Annotated in this window: 15 protein-coding genes; 3 read left to right on the plus strand and 12 right to left on the minus strand. The window is 70.7% G+C overall.

Translation table 11 applies throughout. From position 1 onward, the window contains the following. Positions 1 to 5 precede the first annotated feature (5 nt). The 3 genes from nadD to ACFYR3_RS13820 form a co-directional block, all read right to left on the minus strand. Positions 6 to 737, minus strand: a complete 732-nt coding sequence (gene nadD, locus ACFYR3_RS13810; RefSeq protein ID WP_355845753.1) for a nicotinate-nucleotide adenylyltransferase — start codon at positions 735 to 737, stop codon at positions 6 to 8. A gap of 70 nt (positions 738 to 807) precedes the next feature. Further along, positions 808 to 969 carry a hypothetical protein gene (locus ACFYR3_RS13815; RefSeq protein WP_261702681.1) on the minus strand — a complete coding sequence of 54 codons (162 nt, stop codon included), beginning with the start codon at positions 967 to 969 and terminating at the stop codon, positions 808 to 810. A 196-nt stretch (positions 970 to 1,165) separates the two neighbouring features. Then, the gene (locus ACFYR3_RS13820; RefSeq protein WP_355845808.1) at positions 1,166 to 1,357 is read right to left on the minus strand and encodes a hypothetical protein; all 192 of its coding nucleotides are present in this window, start codon (positions 1,355 to 1,357) and stop codon (positions 1,166 to 1,168) included. Between the two features lie 70 nt (positions 1,358 to 1,427). Here ACFYR3_RS13820 and ACFYR3_RS13825 point away from each other — a divergent pair, with 70 nt between their 5' ends. Beyond that, positions 1,428 to 2,576, plus strand: a complete 1,149-nt coding sequence (locus tag ACFYR3_RS13825; protein WP_355845756.1) for a M48 family metallopeptidase — start codon at positions 1,428 to 1,430, stop codon at positions 2,574 to 2,576. 68 nt (positions 2,577 to 2,644) lie between these two features. Here ACFYR3_RS13825 and ACFYR3_RS13830 read toward each other — a convergent pair whose 3' ends face one another. The 5 genes from ACFYR3_RS13830 to proB form a co-directional block, all read right to left on the minus strand. After that, on the minus strand, positions 2,645 to 3,712 hold the full coding sequence (locus ACFYR3_RS13830) for a hypothetical protein (protein WP_389282940.1): 1,068 nt from the start codon (positions 3,710 to 3,712) through the stop codon (positions 2,645 to 2,647). A 125-nt stretch (positions 3,713 to 3,837) separates the two neighbouring features. Beyond that, positions 3,838 to 4,446, minus strand: a complete 609-nt coding sequence (locus ACFYR3_RS13835; RefSeq protein ID WP_355845762.1) for a hypothetical protein — start codon at positions 4,444 to 4,446, stop codon at positions 3,838 to 3,840. A 331-nt stretch (positions 4,447 to 4,777) separates the two neighbouring features. After that, positions 4,778 to 6,064 carry a glutamate-5-semialdehyde dehydrogenase gene (locus tag ACFYR3_RS13840; RefSeq protein WP_365871323.1) on the minus strand — a complete coding sequence of 429 codons (1,287 nt, stop codon included), beginning with the start codon at positions 6,062 to 6,064 and terminating at the stop codon, positions 4,778 to 4,780. 61 nt (positions 6,065 to 6,125) lie between these two features. Next, positions 6,126 to 6,584, minus strand: coding sequence for a hypothetical protein (locus ACFYR3_RS13845; protein WP_355845806.1), 459 nt, complete (start codon positions 6,582 to 6,584; stop codon positions 6,126 to 6,128). A 267-nt stretch (positions 6,585 to 6,851) separates the two neighbouring features. Continuing rightward, the gene (proB, locus tag ACFYR3_RS13850; RefSeq protein ID WP_355845768.1) at positions 6,852 to 7,979 is read right to left on the minus strand and encodes a glutamate 5-kinase; all 1,128 of its coding nucleotides are present in this window, start codon (positions 7,977 to 7,979) and stop codon (positions 6,852 to 6,854) included. A 963-nt stretch (positions 7,980 to 8,942) separates the two neighbouring features. Here proB and ACFYR3_RS13855 point away from each other — a divergent pair. Then, positions 8,943 to 11,249, plus strand: a complete 2,307-nt coding sequence (locus ACFYR3_RS13855; protein ID WP_355845771.1) for a bifunctional glycosyltransferase family 2 protein/CDP-glycerol:glycerophosphate glycerophosphotransferase — start codon at positions 8,943 to 8,945, stop codon at positions 11,247 to 11,249. A gap of 84 nt (positions 11,250 to 11,333) precedes the next feature. Next, positions 11,334 to 12,245 (plus strand): UTP--glucose-1-phosphate uridylyltransferase GalU, encoded by a 912-nt coding sequence (galU, locus tag ACFYR3_RS13860; RefSeq protein WP_389282943.1) that lies wholly within the window; start codon positions 11,334 to 11,336, stop codon positions 12,243 to 12,245. A gap of 244 nt (positions 12,246 to 12,489) precedes the next feature. Here galU and obgE read toward each other — a convergent pair whose 3' ends face one another. The 4 genes from obgE to ACFYR3_RS13880 all read right to left on the minus strand — a co-directional run bounded on the left by obgE (position 12,490) and on the right by ACFYR3_RS13880 (position 18,999). Continuing rightward, positions 12,490 to 13,926 (minus strand): GTPase ObgE, encoded by a 1,437-nt coding sequence (obgE, locus tag ACFYR3_RS13865; protein ID WP_355851927.1) that lies wholly within the window; start codon positions 13,924 to 13,926, stop codon positions 12,490 to 12,492. Between the two features lie 190 nt (positions 13,927 to 14,116). After that, positions 14,117 to 14,371: a 50S ribosomal protein L27 gene (gene rpmA, locus ACFYR3_RS13870; protein ID WP_037618784.1), complete on the minus strand. Its 255-nt coding sequence runs from the start codon at positions 14,369 to 14,371 to the stop codon at positions 14,117 to 14,119. Positions 14,372 to 14,387: 16 nt separating this feature from the next. Then, on the minus strand, positions 14,388 to 14,708 hold the full coding sequence (gene rplU / locus ACFYR3_RS13875; RefSeq protein ID WP_164320786.1) for a 50S ribosomal protein L21: 321 nt from the start codon (positions 14,706 to 14,708) through the stop codon (positions 14,388 to 14,390). Positions 14,709 to 14,973: 265 nt separating this feature from the next. Then, positions 14,974 to 18,999: a ribonuclease E/G gene (locus tag ACFYR3_RS13880; RefSeq protein ID WP_389282946.1), complete on the minus strand. Its 4,026-nt coding sequence runs from the start codon at positions 18,997 to 18,999 to the stop codon at positions 14,974 to 14,976. Positions 19,000 to 19,021: the final 22 nt, after the last annotated feature.

Raw genomic sequence — 19,021 nt, forward strand, 5'->3', positions numbered from 1 at the left:
TCGGCTCACTGGCCGCGGTACAGCTCACGCTTGTCGATGTAGCGCACCACACCGTCCGGCACCAGGTACCAGACGGGGTCGCCCTTGGCGACTCTCGCACGGCAGTCTGTGGACGAGATGGCGAGCGCGGGAACCTCGACGAGCGAGACACCGCCCTCCGGGAGTCCCGGGTCGGTCAGGGTGTGACCGGGCCGGGTGACCCCGATGAAATGCGCAAGGGAGAACAGTTCTTCCGTGTAGCGCCAGGTGAGGATCTGGCCGAGCGCGTCGGCGCCGGTGATGAAGAAGAGGTCCGCGTCCGGGTTGAGCGCGCGCAGGTCGCGCAGCGTGTCCGTGGTGTAGGTCGGGCCGCCGCGGTCGATGTCGATCCGGCTGACCGAGAACTGCGGGTTCTCGGCGGTCGCGATGACCGTCATCAGATAGCGGTCCTCGGCCGGGGTGACCCTGCGGTCGGTCTTCTGCCACGGCTGCCCTGTCGGTACGAACACCACCTCGTCGAGGTGGAACTGCGCGGCGACCTCGCTGGCCGCGACCAGGTGTCCGTGGTGGATCGGGTCGAAGGTGCCGCCCATGACGCCGAGCCGGCGCTTGCCCGGATTCGAGGGGCCGTTGCCGGGGCCGGCCTTCAGGCGCTTCGCCGTACCGCCGGCCGTGCCGCTCGCGCCGCCCGTGGTGTCGCCGACGGCGCCGCTCTCCGTGTCACTCGCCGGACCGGTAGGCATGTCCTGCTCTCCCATGCGTGCAGACCCTACCGGCCCGGCCGACGGGCTCCGGCAGACAGGGGCCCCGAGCGGGCCCTGTGGAGGCTCAGCGGTCGCGGTTGAAGCGCGTGGTGATCCACAGCAGCAGGAGCAGGATGAACAGGGCCCCGCCGCCGGTCAGGTACGGGCTGAGGCTTTCGTGGTTGCCGCCGTTCTCGCCCTCGGCGGCGACGGTGACCAACTGTGCGGCGGTGTGCTGGAAGCTCATCTCGGCAGGACCTATCCGATGGGGGTCCCCCCGCTCGAGCGAAGCCGAGAGTGGGGACGCGGGATGAAGACGTCGGCCCATCGTATGCGGGCCCCTCGGCCGTGAACACGCCGACTCCGCCGTTGGGGACGCCGGTTGCGGCGACCGCGTCGGCCAACGCCTCGCCCTGCCCTCACCCGACCGCCGCGGCGACGGCTCAGTCGTCGCGCTTGTAGCCGCGCAGCAGGAACCAGGCGGTCAGGACCACGCCGACGATCATGACGATCAGCACGACGCGGAGCAGATTGCCCGGACCCTGCTTGCCTGCCGCGTCGGCGGCTTCCGTGAGCCATGCGGCCGCGGGGATGTGCTCCATGTCGTACGACTCCTTCTCTGTACTGCCCGTCAACGGTATCTCCGCCTAGGCTGGGCTCTGCCTTGGGGGCACATAGGGCACTCAGACGCACATGGGGGAACACATGTCCGACGACGGCCACGACCAGAACGGGCACGAGAAGGTGCCGAGCAGGCAGCGCAGGCGCTTCGAGGGGATCTCCTCGCGGGCGTACGAACACCCGGCGGACCGCTCGGCCCTGGTGGCCCTGCGCAAGCTCAGCGGCTTCGACACGGTCTTCAAGGCACTGAGCGGGCTGCTGCCCGAGCGCAGCCTGCGGCTGCTCTTCCTGTCCGACTCGGTGCGCGTCTCGGACGCCCAGTTCGCGCACCTCAACGACATGCTGCGGGACGCCTGTCACACCCTGGACCTGGAGAAGGTCCCGCCGATGTACGTGAACCAGGACCCGCAGCCGAACGCGATGTGCATCGGCCTGGACGATCCGATCATCGTCGTGACGACCGGGCTCGTCGAACTGCTGGACGAGGAGGAGATGCGGGCGGTCATCGGCCACGAGGCCGGCCACGCGCTGTCCGGTCACGCCGTCTACCGCACGATCCTGCTGTTCCTCACCAACCTCGCGGTCCGGGTCGCCTGGATCCCGCTGGGGAACCTCGCGATCATGGCGATCGTGACCGCCCTGCGCGAGTGGTTCCGCAAGTCGGAGCTGTCCGCTGACCGTGCCGGGCTCCTGGTCGGCCAGGACCTGCGGGCCTCGATGCGCGGCCTGATGAAGATCGCGGGCGGCAATCACCTGCACGAGATGAACGTGGACGCGTTCCTCGAGCAGGCCGAGGAGTACGAGTCGGCGGGCGACCTGCGGGACTCCGTGCTCAAGATCCTCAATGTGCTGCCGCGCACGCACCCCTTCACCGCGGTCCGCGCGGCCGAGCTGAAGAAGTGGGCGGAGTCCCGCGACTACCAGCGGATCATGGACGGCCACTACCCGCGGCGCGACGCGGACAAGGACACCTCGGTGTCGGACTCGTTCCGGCAGTCGGCGGCCAGCTACGCCAGCGACATGAAGAACTCCAAGGATCCGCTGATGAAGCTGGTCAGCGACCTCGCGGGCGGCGCGGGTGACCTCGGGGGCCGGGTACGGCGCGGCTTCGGGGGCTTCGCGAGCGGCGCGCCCAAGGACACCGGGAAGGCCGCGGACGCCACGGATGCCGGTGCCGAGCAGCCGCCGCGTGAGGGCCGCTCCGACGACCAGGACGCCGACGGCCGGGACTGATCGCCCCGCCGGGTGCCGCCGCCCTGACCCCGCGGCGCCGTCCGGCGGCCCGGCCCGTCGGCAGCGGGCTACACCTTCGGCTGCGCGCTCTTGGCCAGCGAACCGCACAACGCGGTCGCGCTGCCCGTGGCGTACGGGTCGGTGCCGGCCGGGCCGCCCGCCTTGGCCGTCTCGCCCGCGAGCAGCGGACGGAGCCTGCTCACCGAGTCGTCGGAGCAGGCGAGCGGGCCTGCCTGGACGTAGGACACCGCCAGCTCGGCCTGGTGCATGCGCAGGTCGTCGCGGTCGAAGCGGAAGGTCAGCTCGCGCCGGACGGTGAACAGGGAGGCCTTGGCCTGGGCGTTCGCGCCCGTCGGCTTCAGCGCGTAGACGAAGGTGTGGTCGGCGACGACTTCCAGGGTGTTCGCGTCGAACTCGGTGGCCTGGAGGGTGCCCTGCACCCGGATCCCCTTGTCGGCGAGCTGCGCCCGGGTCCCGTCGAAGCGGACCAGCCAGCCGGTCGGAGCGTGCCGTCCGTCGGCGGTCGGGTGGTCGAAGCTCTGGTCGAACTGGTCGAGCTGCCGCGGGTCGAGCAGGATCCGTACGGGCCGGGTGGCGCCTCCGGTCAGCACGCTCGGGTCGAGGGACGACTCGACGAGGTAGTCCTTGGCGGTGGTCAGTGCGGTGACGACCTGGCTGTCGGAGAAGTGCGCGGTGCGCCGGACGGCGGGGAACGTGATGCCGTCGGCACCGGTGCGGAACTGGGCGGCCGGGCTGTCGGCGTACAGCTGGTCGGTGCTCGCGGAGCCGGGCACGACGGTCTGCGGGGCCAAGGGGATCACCGTCATCCGCAGCGGTTCGGCCGGCCGGGTGGCGGGGGTCTGGTACGGGTGGCGTACGCCCATGTAGATCGCGGTGCCGAAGGCGATGGCTATCAGCAGGACGAGGATCAGTGCCTGCCGGGACAGTCCGCGCTGAAGGGGCGGGCGGCGGCGTACGGCCGGGCTGTGGTCGGCCATGCGTTCCTGGGCGGAGAACTCCTGGAGGCGGGCAGCACGGACGAACGACTCGTCGAAGACGACGGATCGGTACTCGTCCTCTCCACCAGCGGGAGCACCCTCGGGTGTCCCCTCAGGTGGGTCTCCAGGCCCGCCCATACATTCAGAGTAGGTCTCCGGGAGCTCTGGTAAACGCTGTGGTACGCGACAAGTTCTGACAGGTTCCCACCAGGACGGTCACGCTGTGTGAGGGATCGTCCGCGCCTCGGCGGGGAGCGGGGGCCTCAGGGCGTTCGCGGGACCGCCGACACCGCCGGCTGGGAATAGTCGGCCGAGGCGGAGGGGCCCGTGCCGGTGACTTTCTCCCGCCCCTGTTCAAGGCCGGAGGAGGCGGGTGAGGGGACCTGGTCCTGGCTGCCGGAGGATGCGCCCCGGTAGACCGCGGTGAAGGCGAGGGCGACCATGCCGATACCCATGACGAGGGCGAGGATCCAGGCGACCGGGCGGTGCCAGCGGGTCTGCTTCCCGTAGGGCCGGCCGTACATTCCCGGTACGCCGTAGCGACCTTCCAGGATCTCGGTGTCGTCCGGATCGTCCAGGTCGGGATCGTGGGAGAAGTCGCCGTGGCCGTCGGGGCCGAAGCCGTCCTCGTAGTCATCGCTACGGGCGCCACGGGCGTGCGCCCGGCGCGCCTCGGCCTCGGAGGCCTCCGCGCGGGCCTGGGCGGCCGCGAGCAGTCTCTCCACGGCGGTCGGCTCGTGGATCACCGCCGCCCGTACGAAGTCCTCGTCGAAGACCACGGAGGCGAACTCTTCGTCCGCGCCCCCGCGGTCGTGGTCGTCGTTGGGCTCCCAGCCGTCAGGGAACGGCGTGCCCCCCACGTCCTCCGGCACGGATCCAGAGTAGACCTGGGGGGTCAATTTGGGCAGACGGTACGGAAATTCATCTGCCGCCGAGACCGCGCTTCAGCGGATCGCCGGCCGTGAACCGTCCGCCGCACGCCCCGGCGCCCGGCAGCGCGCCACCCGTACGCCCGGCGCGCGCCCTCCACGACGGCTCAAGGGCGCCCCGTACGCCCTCACAGGGCCCGCCTCCGCGCCTTCGGGGTCCCCCGGGTTCGGCTGCCCGGCACGCCCGGCGCGCGGCTCCGCCTGTACGAGGCCGCCGCGCCCTGCCCGTGGCCAAGAGGTCTCCCACTGCCGCCCCGCGGCCCCGGCCGGCGTCTCAGCGGCGGATGTGGCCGTCGCCCGTGACGATGTACTTCGTGCTCGTCAGCTCCGGCAGCCCCATCGGACCCCGCGCGTGGAGCTTCTGCGTGGAGATGCCGATCTCGGCGCCGAAGCCGAACTGGCCGCCGTCGGTGAAACGGGTGGAGGCGTTCACCGCGACCGTCGTCGAATCGACCAGCTGGGTGAAGCGGCGGGCGGCCTGCTGCGAGGTGGTCACGATGGCCTCGGTGTGGCCGGAACTCCACAGCCGGATGTGGGACACGGCCTTGTCGAGCGAGTCCACGACGCCCGCCGCGATGTCGTAGGACAGGTACTCGGTGTCCCAGTCCTCCGCCGTGGCCTCCACGACGGTGGCCTTGGAGTCCTTGGCGTAGGCGAGGACACGCTCGTCGGCGTGCACGGTGACCCCGGCGTCCGCGAGGGCGTCCAGGGCGCGCGGCAGGAACTCGGCGGCGATGTCCTGGTGGACGAGGAGGGTCTCGGCGGAGTTGCAGACGCTGGGCCGCTGGGCCTTGGAGTTGATCAGGATGTCGACGGCCATGTCGAGGTCCGCCTGGGCGTCGACGTACACATGGCAGTTCCCGGTGCCGGTCTCGATGACCGGGACGATGGACTCCTGGACGACCGTGCGGATCAGGGACGCGCCGCCGCGCGGGATGAGGACGTCGACCAGGCCGCGGGCGCGCATCAGCTCACGGACCGATTCGCGGCCCTCGCCGGGTACGAGCTGGATGGCGTCGGCGGGCAGTCCGGCGCCACCCACCGCGTCGCGCAGGACCCGGACGAGGGCCGTGTTGGACTCGTAGGCGGAGGACGAGCCGCGCAGCAGCACCGCGTTCCCGGACTTCAGGCACAGGGCGGCCGCGTCGACGGTCACGTTCGGGCGGGCCTCGTAGATGATGCCGACGACGCCGAGGGGGACCCGGACCTGGCGCAGGTCGATGCCGTTCGGGAGGGTCGAGCCGCGCACGACCTCGCCGACCGGGTCGGGCAGCGCCACGACGTCACGGACGTCGGAGGCGATCGCGCGCACCCGCTCGGGGGTGAGCGTGAGCCGGTCGATGACACTCTCGCTGGTCCCGGCCTCGCGGGCCTTCGCGATGTCCTTGGCGTTGGCGGCGACGATTTCGCTCGTACGGACTTCCAGCGCGTCCGCGATCGCGAGCAGCGCGTCGTCCTTCTCAGCCCGCGGCAGAGGCGCCAGGTCGGCGGCGGCGGACTTCGCGCGATAGGCGGCCTGGGCCACCGGGGACATGGAGTCGTACGGCGAGAGCGTGGTCATGAGGGAAGGGTAGTGGGCCGGGCGGACCCGTCCAGCGGTTGTCCCACACGGCGAGACAGGCTCAAAACGGGTGAACTCCGACGGGTGTCGCGGGCAGCGGTCCGTACCCCTCGGCGATCCGCTGGTGGTAGGTCTCGCGGTCGATGACCTCCAGGCCGACGATCTCCCAGGGCGGGAGTTTGGCGGTCTGCCGGTGCTCGCCCCACAGGCGCAGCGCGACGGCCGCCGCGTCGTGCAGGTCGCGGGCCTCCTCCCAGTAGCGGATCTCCGCGTGGTCGTTGGCGTACCGGCTGGTCAGCAGGAACGGGTGGTCGTGGGCGAGCTGTTCGAGACCGCGTCTCACCTCGGTCAGCGGGGCTTCACCGCCCGACACGCTCAGCGTGACGTGCCACAGCCGGGGCTGGTCGGCCGGCTGCTCGCCCTCGTAGGTGTCGCCGGCCGCGACACTGGTCAGGGCCCGCTCCTCGCCCACCGCACGGGAGGCGGGACCACCGCGGGACGCCGCCGCCCCAGGGCGCACTCGTCTCACGACGGCCTCCTTTACCCGATGGTCGTACCGAATCCCGGACTCTCCCTGCCACAAAGTTGAGCAGGTGAGAAGCCGCCGTGTGGCGGTTTTACGGAACGTCCCCCGGTGGGGACGGGGGAATCGGCCGTTTACGGGTGTAGTGGACAGCTGTTTCAGCGATGCCCCTGGGGCGCCGGATGCGATGCCGGGCGGATGAGGCCTTCGTGGCGGGCGTACACGCGTCCGGAGGGTGGGACGCATGTCTCACGGATGTGTGACCTACGGGTTCAGGAGGACGAGGTCGTCGCGGTGCACGACCTCGCGCTCGTACGCGGGGCCCAGCTCGCGTGCCAGCTCCCTGGTGGAGCGGCCGATCAGCTGGGGGATCTCCTTGGCGTCGAAGTTCACCAGCCCTCGTGCGACGGCCCGGCCCGTACTGTCGCGCAGCTCGACCGGGTCGCCCGCGGTGAACTCGCCCTCGACGGCGGCGATGCCAGCGGGCAGCAGCGACGTGCGCCGCTGGACGACCGCGCGCACGGCGCCGTCGTCCAGGGTGATCGCGCCCTGCGGGGTGGAGGCGTGCTGGAGCCACAGCAGGCGGTCGGCGGAGCGCTTGCCGGTGGCGTGGAAGAAGGTGCCCGTGTCGCGGCCCGCGAAGGCGTCGGCGGCGTGGACCGCGCTGGTCAGCACCACCGGGATGCCGGCCGCGGCGGCGATCCTGGCCGCCTCGACCTTGGTGACCATGCCGCCGGTGCCGACGCCGGCCTTGCCCGCGCTGCCGATCTCGATGCCGGCGAGGTCCGAGGGCTCCCGGACCTGCGCGATCCTCGCGGTGCCGGGCTTGCCGGGGTCGCCGTCGTAGACCCCGTCCACGTCGGAGAGCAGGACGAGCAGATCGGCGCGAACGAGATGAGCGACGAGGGCGGCGAGCCGGTCGTTGTCGCCGAAGCGGATCTCGTCCGTGGCCACGGTGTCGTTCTCGTTGACGACCGGCAGGGCGCCCATCGCGAGGAGCTTGTCGAGGGTGCGTGAGGCGTTGCGGTGGTGGGCGCGCCGACTGGTGTCGTCGGAGGTGAGGAGCACCTGTCCGACGCGGATGCCGTAGCGGGCGAAGGAGGCCGTGTAGCGGGCCATCAGAAGGCCCTGGCCGACACTGGCGGCGGCCTGCTGGCGGGCGAGGTCCTTGGGACGGCGGCGCAGTCCGAGCGGGGCGAGGCCCGCGGCGATGGCACCGGAGGAGACGAGGACGATCTCCTTCTCGCCCCCGCTGCGCGCCTTGGCGAGGACGTCCACGAGGGCGTCGACCCGGTCCGCGTCGAGGCCGCCGGAGGCGGTGGTCAGGGAGGAGGAACCCACCTTGACGACGGTCCTTTGGGCCTGCGCCACAACTTGCCTTGCCACGGTCACCTTGCTGTCCGCCCCCTTGCCTCGGCTGCCCTGCCCGAAATCTACGCGAAGATGCCGCGGAGGCGCCCGGCGGTCCGGCAGGCGGACGGCTCGTCGGCGGTCGAACCGGTGGGCGAGGACCTGGAATGCGCGACGAACGCCGGCCGACCCCGCAGCGCGAGCAAGAAAAACGTAACGTCAAGAATGCTTGGCAACACCCGAAGCGGTGATCGGGAGAATCGGGAAGAGTTCCGCAGCCGACAGCAGGACGGAATTCCTCGACTTCTCCGCCTCTCGCCCTTGAATCATGGATTCGTGGCCACCTTTGGCTCGTGGAATCGTAACCATTTCCGGAATCCGTCAAATACCGCAGCACTTGATCGCCGCACCAATAGCCCGAGCAGCAGGACCGCGCTCGACGACGTGGCCCTGCTGCTCGCCGACCTCCAGCCCGGTTGCGCGGACCCCTTCCAGGGCTTCGCCGACCACGGGAGCCGCCTCTGCCCGCCGGCACGGCGTACGGCAGGAGGGGCTCCGTCCCGCCGGACGGCAACACTTGCATCACGAGCGTGCACCGGAACACCGACAACGTCGCCGAGCAGAGGCCGGGCAAGGCCCGATACGTCCGCCCCGACCGTCGGCATCTACTGCAAGGACTCAGGGCCTGTACTACAAGGACACAGTGGCGTGACGGACAGGAACGCCGGGAAGCAGCACCGGCCGGTCGCCCGGAAGCAGGCCCGAGCAGGAACGACGGGCACGGGGGCGGATCGTGGACGCGTAAGGACACGGAAGCCACGCCGCACGGCCGCGACGAGCGGGATGAACCACGCCACACTCCGGCAGCCTTGGCCATACCAGAGCGTACGCTAGGGTTCCGGCTACGTTAACCTAGCGCCGTGCCCCCTGCGTCCCGCCGCGGTCCGAAGCGACCGGAATGCGAGGCGCAGATGAGTTTGATCTGCGATCCCAGGAGCCCTGAGTATGCCTGTGCCGAATGGTAACGCTTCGCCCAAAATAAGCGTTGTCGTACCCGTTTACAAGGTACAGGGGTACCTGCGAGCCTGCCTGGACTCCATTCTCGAGCAGTCGTTCACCGATTTCGAGATCGTCGCCGTGGACGACTATTCCCCGGACTCGTGCGGTCGAATACTCGATGAATACGCACAGATCGACAGCCGTGTCGTTCCCGTGCATTTCACCGAGAACCAGGGGATCGGAAAGGCGCGCGACGCGGGCGCGCTGAAGTCGCGCGGTGAGTACATCCTCTTCCTGGACAGTGACGACACCCTCGGCGAAGGCGCGCTCCAGGCCATCGCCGAGCGGCTCGAGGACACTGACAACCCGGACATCCTCCTGCTGAACCACGTTCGCACGTACTGGAACAACCGGGTTCAGGCGAGCGCCGCCGGAGAAATGCTCTCCGCCGCCGGCACCGACGTCTTCACGGCGCTGGAGCGCCCCGAGTACCTGAACATGTTCGCCGTGGTGTGGAACCGGGCGTACCGCCGGGACTTCTACGTCGGCAACGGTTTCACCTTCACCGACGGCATCTACGAGGACGCCCTCATGGTCTACAAGACCATGCTGACGGCCGACCGCATCGCCGCCCTCGACCACGTCTGCGTCGAATACCGCCAGCGCCGCCAGGGCAATTCCATGCGCACGCCGGGTCGCAAGCATTTCGGTATTTTCGAGCAGTACGCCCGTCTCTTCACCTTCCTCGACGAGCGTCCGCACCTGGAGCCCGTGCGGGCCCTTCTGTTCGAGCGCATGGCCAGCCACTTCCTGTTCACGCTGGCCCGCGAGGACCGCATCGTCCCGCAGGACCGGGCGCCGTTCTTCAAGCTGGCCGCCGAACAGTACAAGCGCTTCAAGCCGAAGAACTTCACGGTTCCCGAGGGAACCATGGGCGTGAAGTTCGACCTCCTGGCCCGCGGTTCGTACTCCGCGTACGCCGCGATGACGATCGCGTCCTCCACCCGCCAGAAGGCCATCAAGCGGGTCACGAAGGCGAAGACGAAGCTCGGCAAGACGGCGTACAACCGGCTCTACCGCCTGCACAAGCGCCGCCCCATCGACGAGAACCTCGCGGTCTACGCGGCCTACTGGAACCGCGGAGTCGCCTGCAGCCCCGCGGCCATCTACTACAAGGCCAAGGAACTCGCCCCGAACATCCACGGCGTGTGGGTCGTGCGCCGCGGCGACGAGGAGAACATCCCCGCCGGCGTGGACTACGTGGTGGCGAACTCCCCCCGTTACTGGGAGGTCATGGCGCGCGCCAAGTACCTCATCAACAACGTCAACTTCCCGAACGAGTTCGTCAAGCGCCCGGGGCAGATCCACCTCCAGACGCACCACGGCACACCGCTGAAGCAGATGGGCATCGACCAGCAGCGCTTCCCCGCGGCCGCCAAGAACATGAGCTTCGGCAAGATGCTCGAGCGGGCCGACCGCTGGGACCTGAGCCTGACGTCCAACCAGCACTCCACGGAGATCTGGGAGCGCGTCTACCCCTGCGCCTTCGAGGCCATCGAGTACGGCTACCCCCGCAACGACGTGTACTTCCGCTCCACGGCCGAGGACGTCCAGCGCGTCCGCGCCGAACTCGGCATCGCCGAGGGCAAGACCGCCATCCTGTACTGCCCCACGGTGCGCGACTACCAGACCGGGTACGTCCCGCGGATCGACCTGGAGCGCTTCTGCCGTGAACTGGGCCCCGACCACGTGGTCCTGGTGCGCACCCACTACTTCTACGGCGCCGACCCGCAGCTCCAGGCGCTTCAGGAGCGCGGCCTGATCAAGGACGTGTCGACCTACCCGGTGGTCGAGGACCTCTGCCTGGCGGCCGACGCCCTCATCACCGACTACTCGTCGATCATGTTCGACTACGCCTGCCTGGACCGTCCGATCATCACGTACGCGGACGACTGGGAGGTCTACAGCCGGGCCCGCGGTGTGTACTTCGACATCCTCTCCGGGAACCCGGGCGAGACGCCGGGCGCGAGCGCGACGAGCGAGGACGAACTGATCGAGGTCTTCCGCTCCGGCGCCTGGAACGGCGAGCGCGCCGCCGAGCTGCGCGCCGCGTTCCGCGAGCGCTTCGTGCAGTTCGACGACGGCAACGCCGCCGAGCGTGTGGTGCGCAGGCTGTACCTGGACCAGAAGCCCGAGCCGGCCGTCGTGCCGCTGAACGAGCGGACCCCGGCCCCGGCGCCGAACGGCGATATCGTGCGGGCGCACATCGTGGCACAGCGTTCCGGCGAGCAGCACGGTCTCATCGACGCGTGACCCCGCCGACGTACGCCTGACCGTGAGTGGCCCGGACCTGTGCCGGGCCACTCACCCGTTCAACGAGAGAGACCGAGAAGCAGCATGGCATCGCACCCCAGGATCAGTAAGGCTGTCATCCCCGCGGCAGGCCTCGGTACCCGGTTCCTGCCGGCGACCAAGGCCACTCCCAAGGAGATGCTGCCGGTCGTCGACAAGCCGGCGATCCAGTACGTGGTCGAAGAGGCCGCGTCGGCGGGTCTCGACGACGTCCTGATGATCACGGGCCGCAACAAGCGGCCCCTGGAGGACCACTTCGACCGCAACTACGAGCTGGAGTCCGCCCTTCAGAAGAAGGGCGACGCCGACCGGCTCGCCAAGGTCCAGGAGTCCAGCGACCTCGCGACCATGCACTACGTGCGCCAGGGCGACCCCAAGGGCCTGGGCCACGCCGTCCTGTGTGCCGCCCCGCACGTCGGCCACGAGCCCTTCGCCGTCCTCCTCGGTGACGACCTGATCGACCCCCGCGACCCCCTGCTCGCCCGCATGGTCGAGGTCCAGGAACAGCACGGCGGCAGCGTCATCGCGCTCATGGAGGTCGCGCCCGAGCAGATCCACCTCTACGGATGCGCCGCCGTCGAGACCACCGGCGAGGGCGACCTGGTCAAGGTGACCGGACTGGTCGAGAAGCCGGACCCGGCCGACGCGCCCAGCAACTACGCCGTCATCGGCCGCTACGTCCTGGACCCGCACATCTTCGACATACTCCGCAAGACCGAGCCGGGCCGCGGCGGCGAGATCCAGCTCACCGACGCCCTCCAGCAGCTCGCCCAGGACGAGAAGGTCGGCGGCCCCGTGCACGGCGTCGTCTTCAAGGGCCGCCGCTATGACACCGGCGACCGCGGCGACTACCTGCGTGCCATTGTCAGACTCGCATGCGAACGTGAAGACCTGGGCCCGGACTTCCGGACCTGGCTCCGCAGTTACGTAGCCGAGGAGATCCCCGGCAACGCCTGACCGCGTCCCCGCTCCCAACGCACGTACAGCACGCGTGTCCTGACGCATCCGCGGACACGCGTGCCGCGTGGCACAACCTCCTGTGCGACCTTCACGGTCCCGCACGCATACGCAGACAGAGACGGACCGGCCAGGAATCGGCCGGTCCGTCTCTGCGTAGGTACACCCTGCGGTGACGGACGGTCTCCGGAGCCCACGGGCTCCGGAGACCGTCTTGCGTCGGCCGCTGCCGGCCGAGGACGTCCTAGAACGGCTTGAAGTCGTCGTACTCCTTCTCCGACTCGTCCCGTTCCGCCTCCTTGTCGCGGCGGCGCTGGGCGGCGGGGCGAGGCTCATCGAGGCGGTGGTCCTCGCCACGGCGGCCGAGCATCTCCGCACCGGCCATGACCGTCGGCTCCCAGTCGAAGACGACCGCGTTCTCCTCGGGGCCGATGGCGACGCCGTCGCCCGAGCGGGCGCCCACCTTCATCAACTGCGCCTCGACACCGAGACGGTTGAGGCGGTCGGCGAGGTAGCCGACGGCCTCGTCGTTGTTGAAGTCGGTCTGGCGGACCCAGCGCTCCGGCTTCTCGCCGCGCACGCGGAAGAGGCCGTCCTCCTCCTGCACCACGGTGAAGCCGGCGTCGTCGACCGCCTTCGGGCGGATGACGATCCGGGTCGCCTCCTCCTTGGGCTTCGCGGCGCGGGCGGTGGCGACCATCTCGGCGAGCGCGAAGGACAGCTCCTTCAGGCCCATGTGGGCGACCGCGGACACCTCGAAGACGCGGTAGCCGCGGCTTTCCAGGTCGGGGCGGACCATCTCCGCGAGGTCCTTGCCGTCCGGCACGTCGATCTTGTTGAGGACGACCATGCGCGGCCGGTTGTCCAGGCCGCCGTACTGCTTCAGCTCCTCCTCGATGATGTCGAGGTCGGAGATCGGGTCGCGCTCGGATTCGAGGGTGGCCGTGTCCAGGATGTGGACGAGCACGCTGCACCGCTCGACATGGCGCAGGAACTCCAGGCCGAGGCCCCTGCCCTGGCTCGCGCCGGGGATGAGACCGGGCACGTCGGCGATGGTGTAGACGGTCTCGCCCGCGGTCACCACGCCCAGGTTCGGGACGAGGGTCGTGAACGGGTAGTCCGCGATCTTCGGCTTGGCGGCGGACAGGACCGAGATGAGCGAGGACTTGCCGGCGCTCGGGTAGCCGACGAGGGCCACGTCGGCGACGGTCTTCAGCTCCAGGACGATGTCCTGCATGCCTCCCGGCACGCCGAGCAGGGCAAAGCCGGGCGCCTTTCGGCGGGCCGAGGCCAGTGCCGCGTTGCCGAGGCCTCCGCGGCCGCCCTCGGCGGCGACGTACGTGGTGCCCTGTCCGACGAGGTCCGCGAGGACGTTGCCCGCCTTGTCGAGCACGACCGTGCCGTCCGGCACTGGCAGGACGAGGTCCTGGCCGTCCTTGCCGGAGCGGTTGCCGCCCTCGCCGGGCTTGCCGCTGGTGGCCTTGCGATGCGGTGAGTGGTGATAGTCGAGCAGCGTGGTGACGGACTGGTCGACGACCAGGATCACGTCACCGCCACGGCCGCCATTGCCGCCGTCCGGGCCGCCGAGCGGCTTGAACTTCTCCCGGTGTACGGAGGCACAGCCGTGACCTCCGCTACCCGCGGCGACATGCAGCTCGACGCGGTCCACGAAGGTGGTCATGTGGGGTGCCTCCAGCACTTCGGTTACTTCTGTACGTACGGAATGTCTCTTACGTAACACGCGAAAGGCGGACCCTCTTCCCGTGGGGGAAGTGAGGTCCGCCTCGCGAGGAACTCTGTTCTACGGAGCCTGGGCCCCGAGGCACCCGACCCGGTCCGCGTGGAACCGGATCAGCCTCGACGGGACTCGATCAGGCGACCGGAACGATGTTCACGACCTTGCGGCCACGGTGCGTGCCGAACTCGACCGCACCGGCGGCCAGCGCGAACAGCGTGTCGTCCTTGCCACGGCCGACACTGACGCCGGGGTGGAAGTGGGTGCCACGCTGGCGGACCAGGATCTCACCGGCGTTGACGGTCTGACCGCCGAAGCGCTTCACACCGAGCCGCTGAGCATTGGAGTCGCGACCGTTCCGAGTGGACGATGCGCCCTTCTTGTGTGCCATGTCTCAGTCCCTACCCTTACTTCGCAGCCGCGGGGATCTCAGTGACCTTGATCGCCGTGTACTGCTGGCGGTGGCCCTGACGACGGCGGTAGCCGGTCTTGTTCTTGTAGCGAAGGATGTCGATCTTCACACCCTTGTGGTGGTCCACGATCTCGGCCTGGACCTTGATGCCCGCGAGGACCCAGGGGTCGCTCGTCACGGCTTCGCCGTCGACAACGAGCAGGGTCGAGAGCTCGACCGTGTCGCCAACCTTGGCGGTGGGAATCTTGTCAACCTCAACGATGTCGCCGACAGCAACCTTGTGCTGGCGACCACCGCTGCGCACGATGGCGTACACGCGGATCTCTCTTTCGCTCGGAACGGGACCCCGCAGTCCAGCCGCCGACTCGCGCGAGCGGCCTCTCCCGGAGCGCGGAGCACGAAGCTCGCGACACCAGGAGGAAGAGGTTTACGGGGGTGCGGCGCGTCAGGAGACACGCCGACGGTCAAGGTTACGGGGCCACGGCCGAAAGGGTCAAACCAGGCCGGGCCCCGCGGGTGTGCCACCGGTCACGCGTCGTCCCCGGCCCGGCGGATGCGGGCCGGGGACGACGTGTGGAGCCTCAGCTCTCGTCGGTGGACGCCGTGACGGTGGAGAGCGTCTGCTCCGCCGCCGCGGTCTTCTTCGCCGTGGACTTGGCGGCCGCCTTCTTCGCGGTCACCTTCTTGGCCGTGGTCTTCTTGGCGACCGTCTTCTTGGCCGCCACGGCCTTCTTGGTGGCGGCCTTCTTCGCCGTCACCGTCTTGGCCGTCTTGCGCGCGGCCGTCTTCTTCGCGGCCGGAGCCTCGGCGTCGGCCTCGGCGGCCTCGGCGGCCTCCGGCTCGACAGGCTCGGCGACCGGCTCCGCGGCGGCCGACGGGACGACCGTGACGGCCGCCTCCGCGGAGGCGGTGGGCGCGGTGGCCTTGCGCACGGCACGACGGCGCGGACGGGCCGGCGCGGCGCTCTCGGCGGGGGCCTCGGCCACCGGCTCGGGCGTCGGCTCGGGCGCGGTCTCGGCGACGGGCGCCGGAGGCTCCGTGACCGTCACCACGGCCTCCTCGGCCGTCCTGGGCGAACCGGCCGGAGCCGACACCTTCCGGGTCGCACGACGGCGCGTACGGCCCTGGGGAGCGGCCTCGGCCTCCGTCACGGCGGCCACGGGGGCAGCCTGGGCGGTCTCGGCCGGAGCCTCGACCACCGGCTCGATCACCGGCTGCTCGGCGGCCGGCGCCTCGACGACCGGGTCCTCGGCCGCGAACGGCTCGGCCTCGGCGGCCTCACGGGACCGCGCGGCTGCCCGCTCGGCCCGCTCCTCGCGCCTGCTCCGGGGAGCGCGCTCCTCGGTCTTCGGCGCACCCGCCGGGGCGGACGCGCGCCGGGGGGTGCGGCGCCGCGAACGGCCCCGGGTCGCCGCGGCCTCCGCCTCGGCGGCGCTGCCGTAGAACTCCTCGTCCGGCTGGAACTCCGTCTCGGCGAGGGCGACGGGCGCGGCGACCTCGGCGGCCAGCTCGGCCTCCGTCTCGACCGTCTCCGGCTCGTCCGCGCTCTCGTGCGTGAACTCGTGGTCGTGGTCGTGCTCGGCACCGCCACGGCCGCGCTTCTTGCGCTTGCCTCCGCCACCGATGGACGTCGGCTGCTCCATGTGCACGATGACACCGCGGCCGTTGCAGTGGACGCAGGTCTCCGAGAAGGACTCCAGCAGACCCTGGCCGACCCGCTTGCGGGTCATCTGCACGAGGCCCAGCGAGGTCACCTCGGCCACCTGGTGCTTCGTACGGTCGCGTCCCAGGCATTCGAGCAGGCGCCGCAGCACCAGGTCGCGGTTGGACTCCAGGACCATGTCGATGAAGTCGATGACGACGATGCCGCCGAGGTCGCGCAGCCGCAGCTGGCGCACGATCTCCTCGGCCGCCTCCAGGTTGTTCCTGGTGACGGTCTCCTCGAGGTTGCCGCCCTGACCGGTGAACTTTCCGGTGTTGACGTCGACCACGATCATGGCCTCGGTCTTGTCGATCACCAGCGAACCGCCGCTGGGCAGCCAGACCTTGCGGTCCAGCGCCTTCATCAGCTGCTCGTCGATCCGGTACGTGGCGAAGACGTCGACCTCGGAGGTCCACTTCGACAGCCGGTCGGTCAGGTCGGGCGCCACATGGGAGACGTAGCCGTGGATGGTCTCCCACGCCTCGCCGCCGCTGACGATGACCTTGGAGAAGTCCTCGTTGAAGATGTCGCGGACGACACGGACGGTCATGTCCGGCTCGCCGTAGAGCAGGGTCGGGGCGTTGCCGCTCTTCGCCTTCTTCTCGATGTCCTCCCACTGCGCCTGCAGGCGCTCGACGTCGCGGCGCAGCTCGTCCTCGCTCGCGCCCTCGGCGGCGGTGCGCACGATGACGCCCGCGTCCTCGGGGACGATCTTCTTGAGGATGGTCTTCAGACGCGCGCGCTCGGTGTCGGGCAGCTTGCGGCTGATGCCGGTCATCGAACCCTCGGGCACGTACACGAGGTAGCGGCCCGGCAGGGAGACCTGGCTGGTCAGGCGCGCGCCCTTGTGGCCGATCGGGTCCTTGGTGACCTGCACGAGGACCGACTGGCCGGACTTGAGGGCGGCCTCGATACGGCGCGGCCCGTTGGCCATGCCGAGCGCCTCGAAGTTGACCTCACCGGCGTAGAGCACCGCGTTGCGGCCCTTGCCGATGTCGATGAAGGCCGCCTCCATCGACGGCAGAACGTTCTGGACCTTGCCCAGGTAGACGTTGCCGACGTAAGAGGTCGCCTGCTCCTTGTTGACGTAGTGCTCGACGAGCACGTTGTCCTCGAGGACGCCGATCTGGGTGCGCTCGCCGCTCTGGCGGACGACCATCACGCGCTCGACGGCCTCGCGGCGGGCCAGGAACTCGGCCTCCGTGATGATCGGAACACGGCGACGGCCCTGCTCGCGGCCCTCACGGCGGCGCTGCTTCTTCGCCTCGAGACGGGTCGAGCCCTTGATGGACTGAACCTCGTCCGAGGGCTGCTCCTCGCGCCTGCCACGCGGCTCGCGGACCTTGACGACGGTGCGCTCGGGGTCGTTCTCGCTGGGCTCGGCCTCGCCACCGGAGTCACCGGCGCGACGACGACGGCGCCGACGGCGACGGCTGCTGCTGGAGCCGCCCGGCTCCTCGCGCTCGTCGGCGTCCTCGGCGTCCTCGGCGTCCTCCTCGGTCTGCTCGGCGGTGTCCTCGGCGTCCTGCGCGGCCTGCTCGGCGGCGTAGTCGTCCTCGCCGGCCTCGCTGTCCGACTCGGCGGACTCGCCGCGGCGGCGGCGACGGCCACCCCGACGGCGACGGCGACGGGAGCCCGCGGACTCCTCCTCGCCCTCGTCACCCTCGACGGCGTCCTCAGCCTCTTCGGCGTCCTCGGCGTCCTCCGTGTCCTCGGCGGACTCCTCGGTCACCTGCGGCTCCTCGGCCACGGTCACCGGCTCGTCCTCGACGCTCCGGCGACGGCGGCGCCTGCGTCCGACGGTCGGCTCCTCGACGGCCTCGACGGCCTCGACCGGCTCGGGGGACTCGACGGACTCGGCGGCTTCCTCGGCGGCCTCGGCGGCTGCCGCGGCGGCGGCCCGCTCGGGCGTCTGGAACATCGGCTCGGTGAAGACCGGCGCCTGGAAGACGGCGACGGCCGGACGGCCGGGGCGCCGCGAGGACTCCTCGGTCGCCTTCGGCGCGGGCGCCGAGAAACCGACGGCGGCCTTGCGGGTGGCGCGGCGGCGGGTGCGGCGCGGGCCGCCGTCCTCGGGCTGCGCGGCCTCGGCCTCGACGGCCTCGGGTCGCGCGGCCTCCTCGGACTTGTTCTCGCTGGTCACGGGCGCCTCCACACGCTCGTCGGCGGTGTCGCCCTCAGGCGCACCGGCGGGGGCGGAGACACGCCGGGTGGCGCGACGACGGGTCGTACGACGCGGGGCTGCCTCTTCGGCGACGGGCTCGGCGGCGGGCGCCTCGGCCTCGGCGGGGGCGGCCACCGGCTCGGCGGCGGTCGTCACGACCTCGGCGGCCTCGGCCGTGGCGGGCGCACCGGTGGGCGCGGAGACACGGCGGGTCGCGCGACGGCGGGTTCGGCCGGCGGGCGCGGTCTCCTCGACCTCGGCCGGGGCCTCCTCGACGGACCGGTCCTCGGGCTCGGCGACCGCGGCGGGGGGCACCACGGTCTCGGCGGTCCCGGCCGTCGCGGGCGCACCGGAGGGGGCGGAGACACGGCGGGTGGCACGGCGACGCGTACGGCGCGGTGCGGCGTCGTCGGTTTCGGTGGTGACGGCGGCCTCGGCCTCGGCCGGAGCCTCCTCGGTCTCTTCGACCGCGGCCGTCTCGACAGCCTCTTCGGCCTCGTCCGTCTCCTCGACCTCGGTGTTCACAGAGGTCTCGGTCCTGGCGGAGGCTTCCTCCGCCAGGAGTTCGGCGGACGCAACGGCCGGTATGGCCGGCGCGGTGGTCTCGGCCGCGGCCTCGGAGGCGGCGGCCGGCGGACCGGCGGGGCGCGACGCCGCACGGCGGCGGCGCCGCGGCGGCAGGGTGTCGCTGGGAGTGTTGTTGGTGTCGGAACCCTCGGTGGGTTCGGTCGGCTCGAGCATGCGGGTGGATCTCCCGTCAGGC

It is taken from the genome of Streptomyces sp. NPDC005784, assembly GCF_042871525.1.
GTDB lineage: Bacteria > Actinomycetota > Actinomycetes > Streptomycetales > Streptomycetaceae > Streptomyces.

Bases quoted from the DNA above. Each gene is read 5' to 3' on its own strand.
- ACFYR3_RS13830 (WP_389282940.1), bottom strand. From the start codon at position 3,712: ATGGGCGGGCCTGGAGACCCACCTGAGGGGACACCCGAGGGTGCTCCC.
- ACFYR3_RS13880 (WP_389282946.1), bottom strand. From the start codon at position 18,999: ATGCTCGAGCCGACCGAACCCACCGAGGGTTCCGACACCAACAACACT.
- nadD (WP_355845753.1), bottom strand. From the start codon at position 737: ATGGGAGAGCAGGACATGCCTACCGGTCCGGCGAGTGACACGGAGAGC.
- ACFYR3_RS13825 (WP_355845756.1), top strand. From the start codon at position 1,428: ATGTCCGACGACGGCCACGACCAGAACGGGCACGAGAAGGTGCCGAGC.
- rpmA (WP_037618784.1), bottom strand. From the start codon at position 14,371: ATGGCACACAAGAAGGGCGCATCGTCCACTCGGAACGGTCGCGACTCC.
- ACFYR3_RS13815 (WP_261702681.1), bottom strand. From the start codon at position 969: ATGAGCTTCCAGCACACCGCCGCACAGTTGGTCACCGTCGCCGCCGAG.
- obgE (WP_355851927.1), bottom strand. From the start codon at position 13,926: ATGACCACCTTCGTGGACCGCGTCGAGCTGCATGTCGCCGCGGGTAGC.
- ACFYR3_RS13840 (WP_365871323.1), bottom strand. From the start codon at position 6,064: ATGACCACGCTCTCGCCGTACGACTCCATGTCCCCGGTGGCCCAGGCC.
- ACFYR3_RS13855 (WP_355845771.1), top strand. From the start codon at position 8,943: ATGCCTGTGCCGAATGGTAACGCTTCGCCCAAAATAAGCGTTGTCGTA.
- galU (WP_389282943.1), top strand. From the start codon at position 11,334: ATGGCATCGCACCCCAGGATCAGTAAGGCTGTCATCCCCGCGGCAGGC.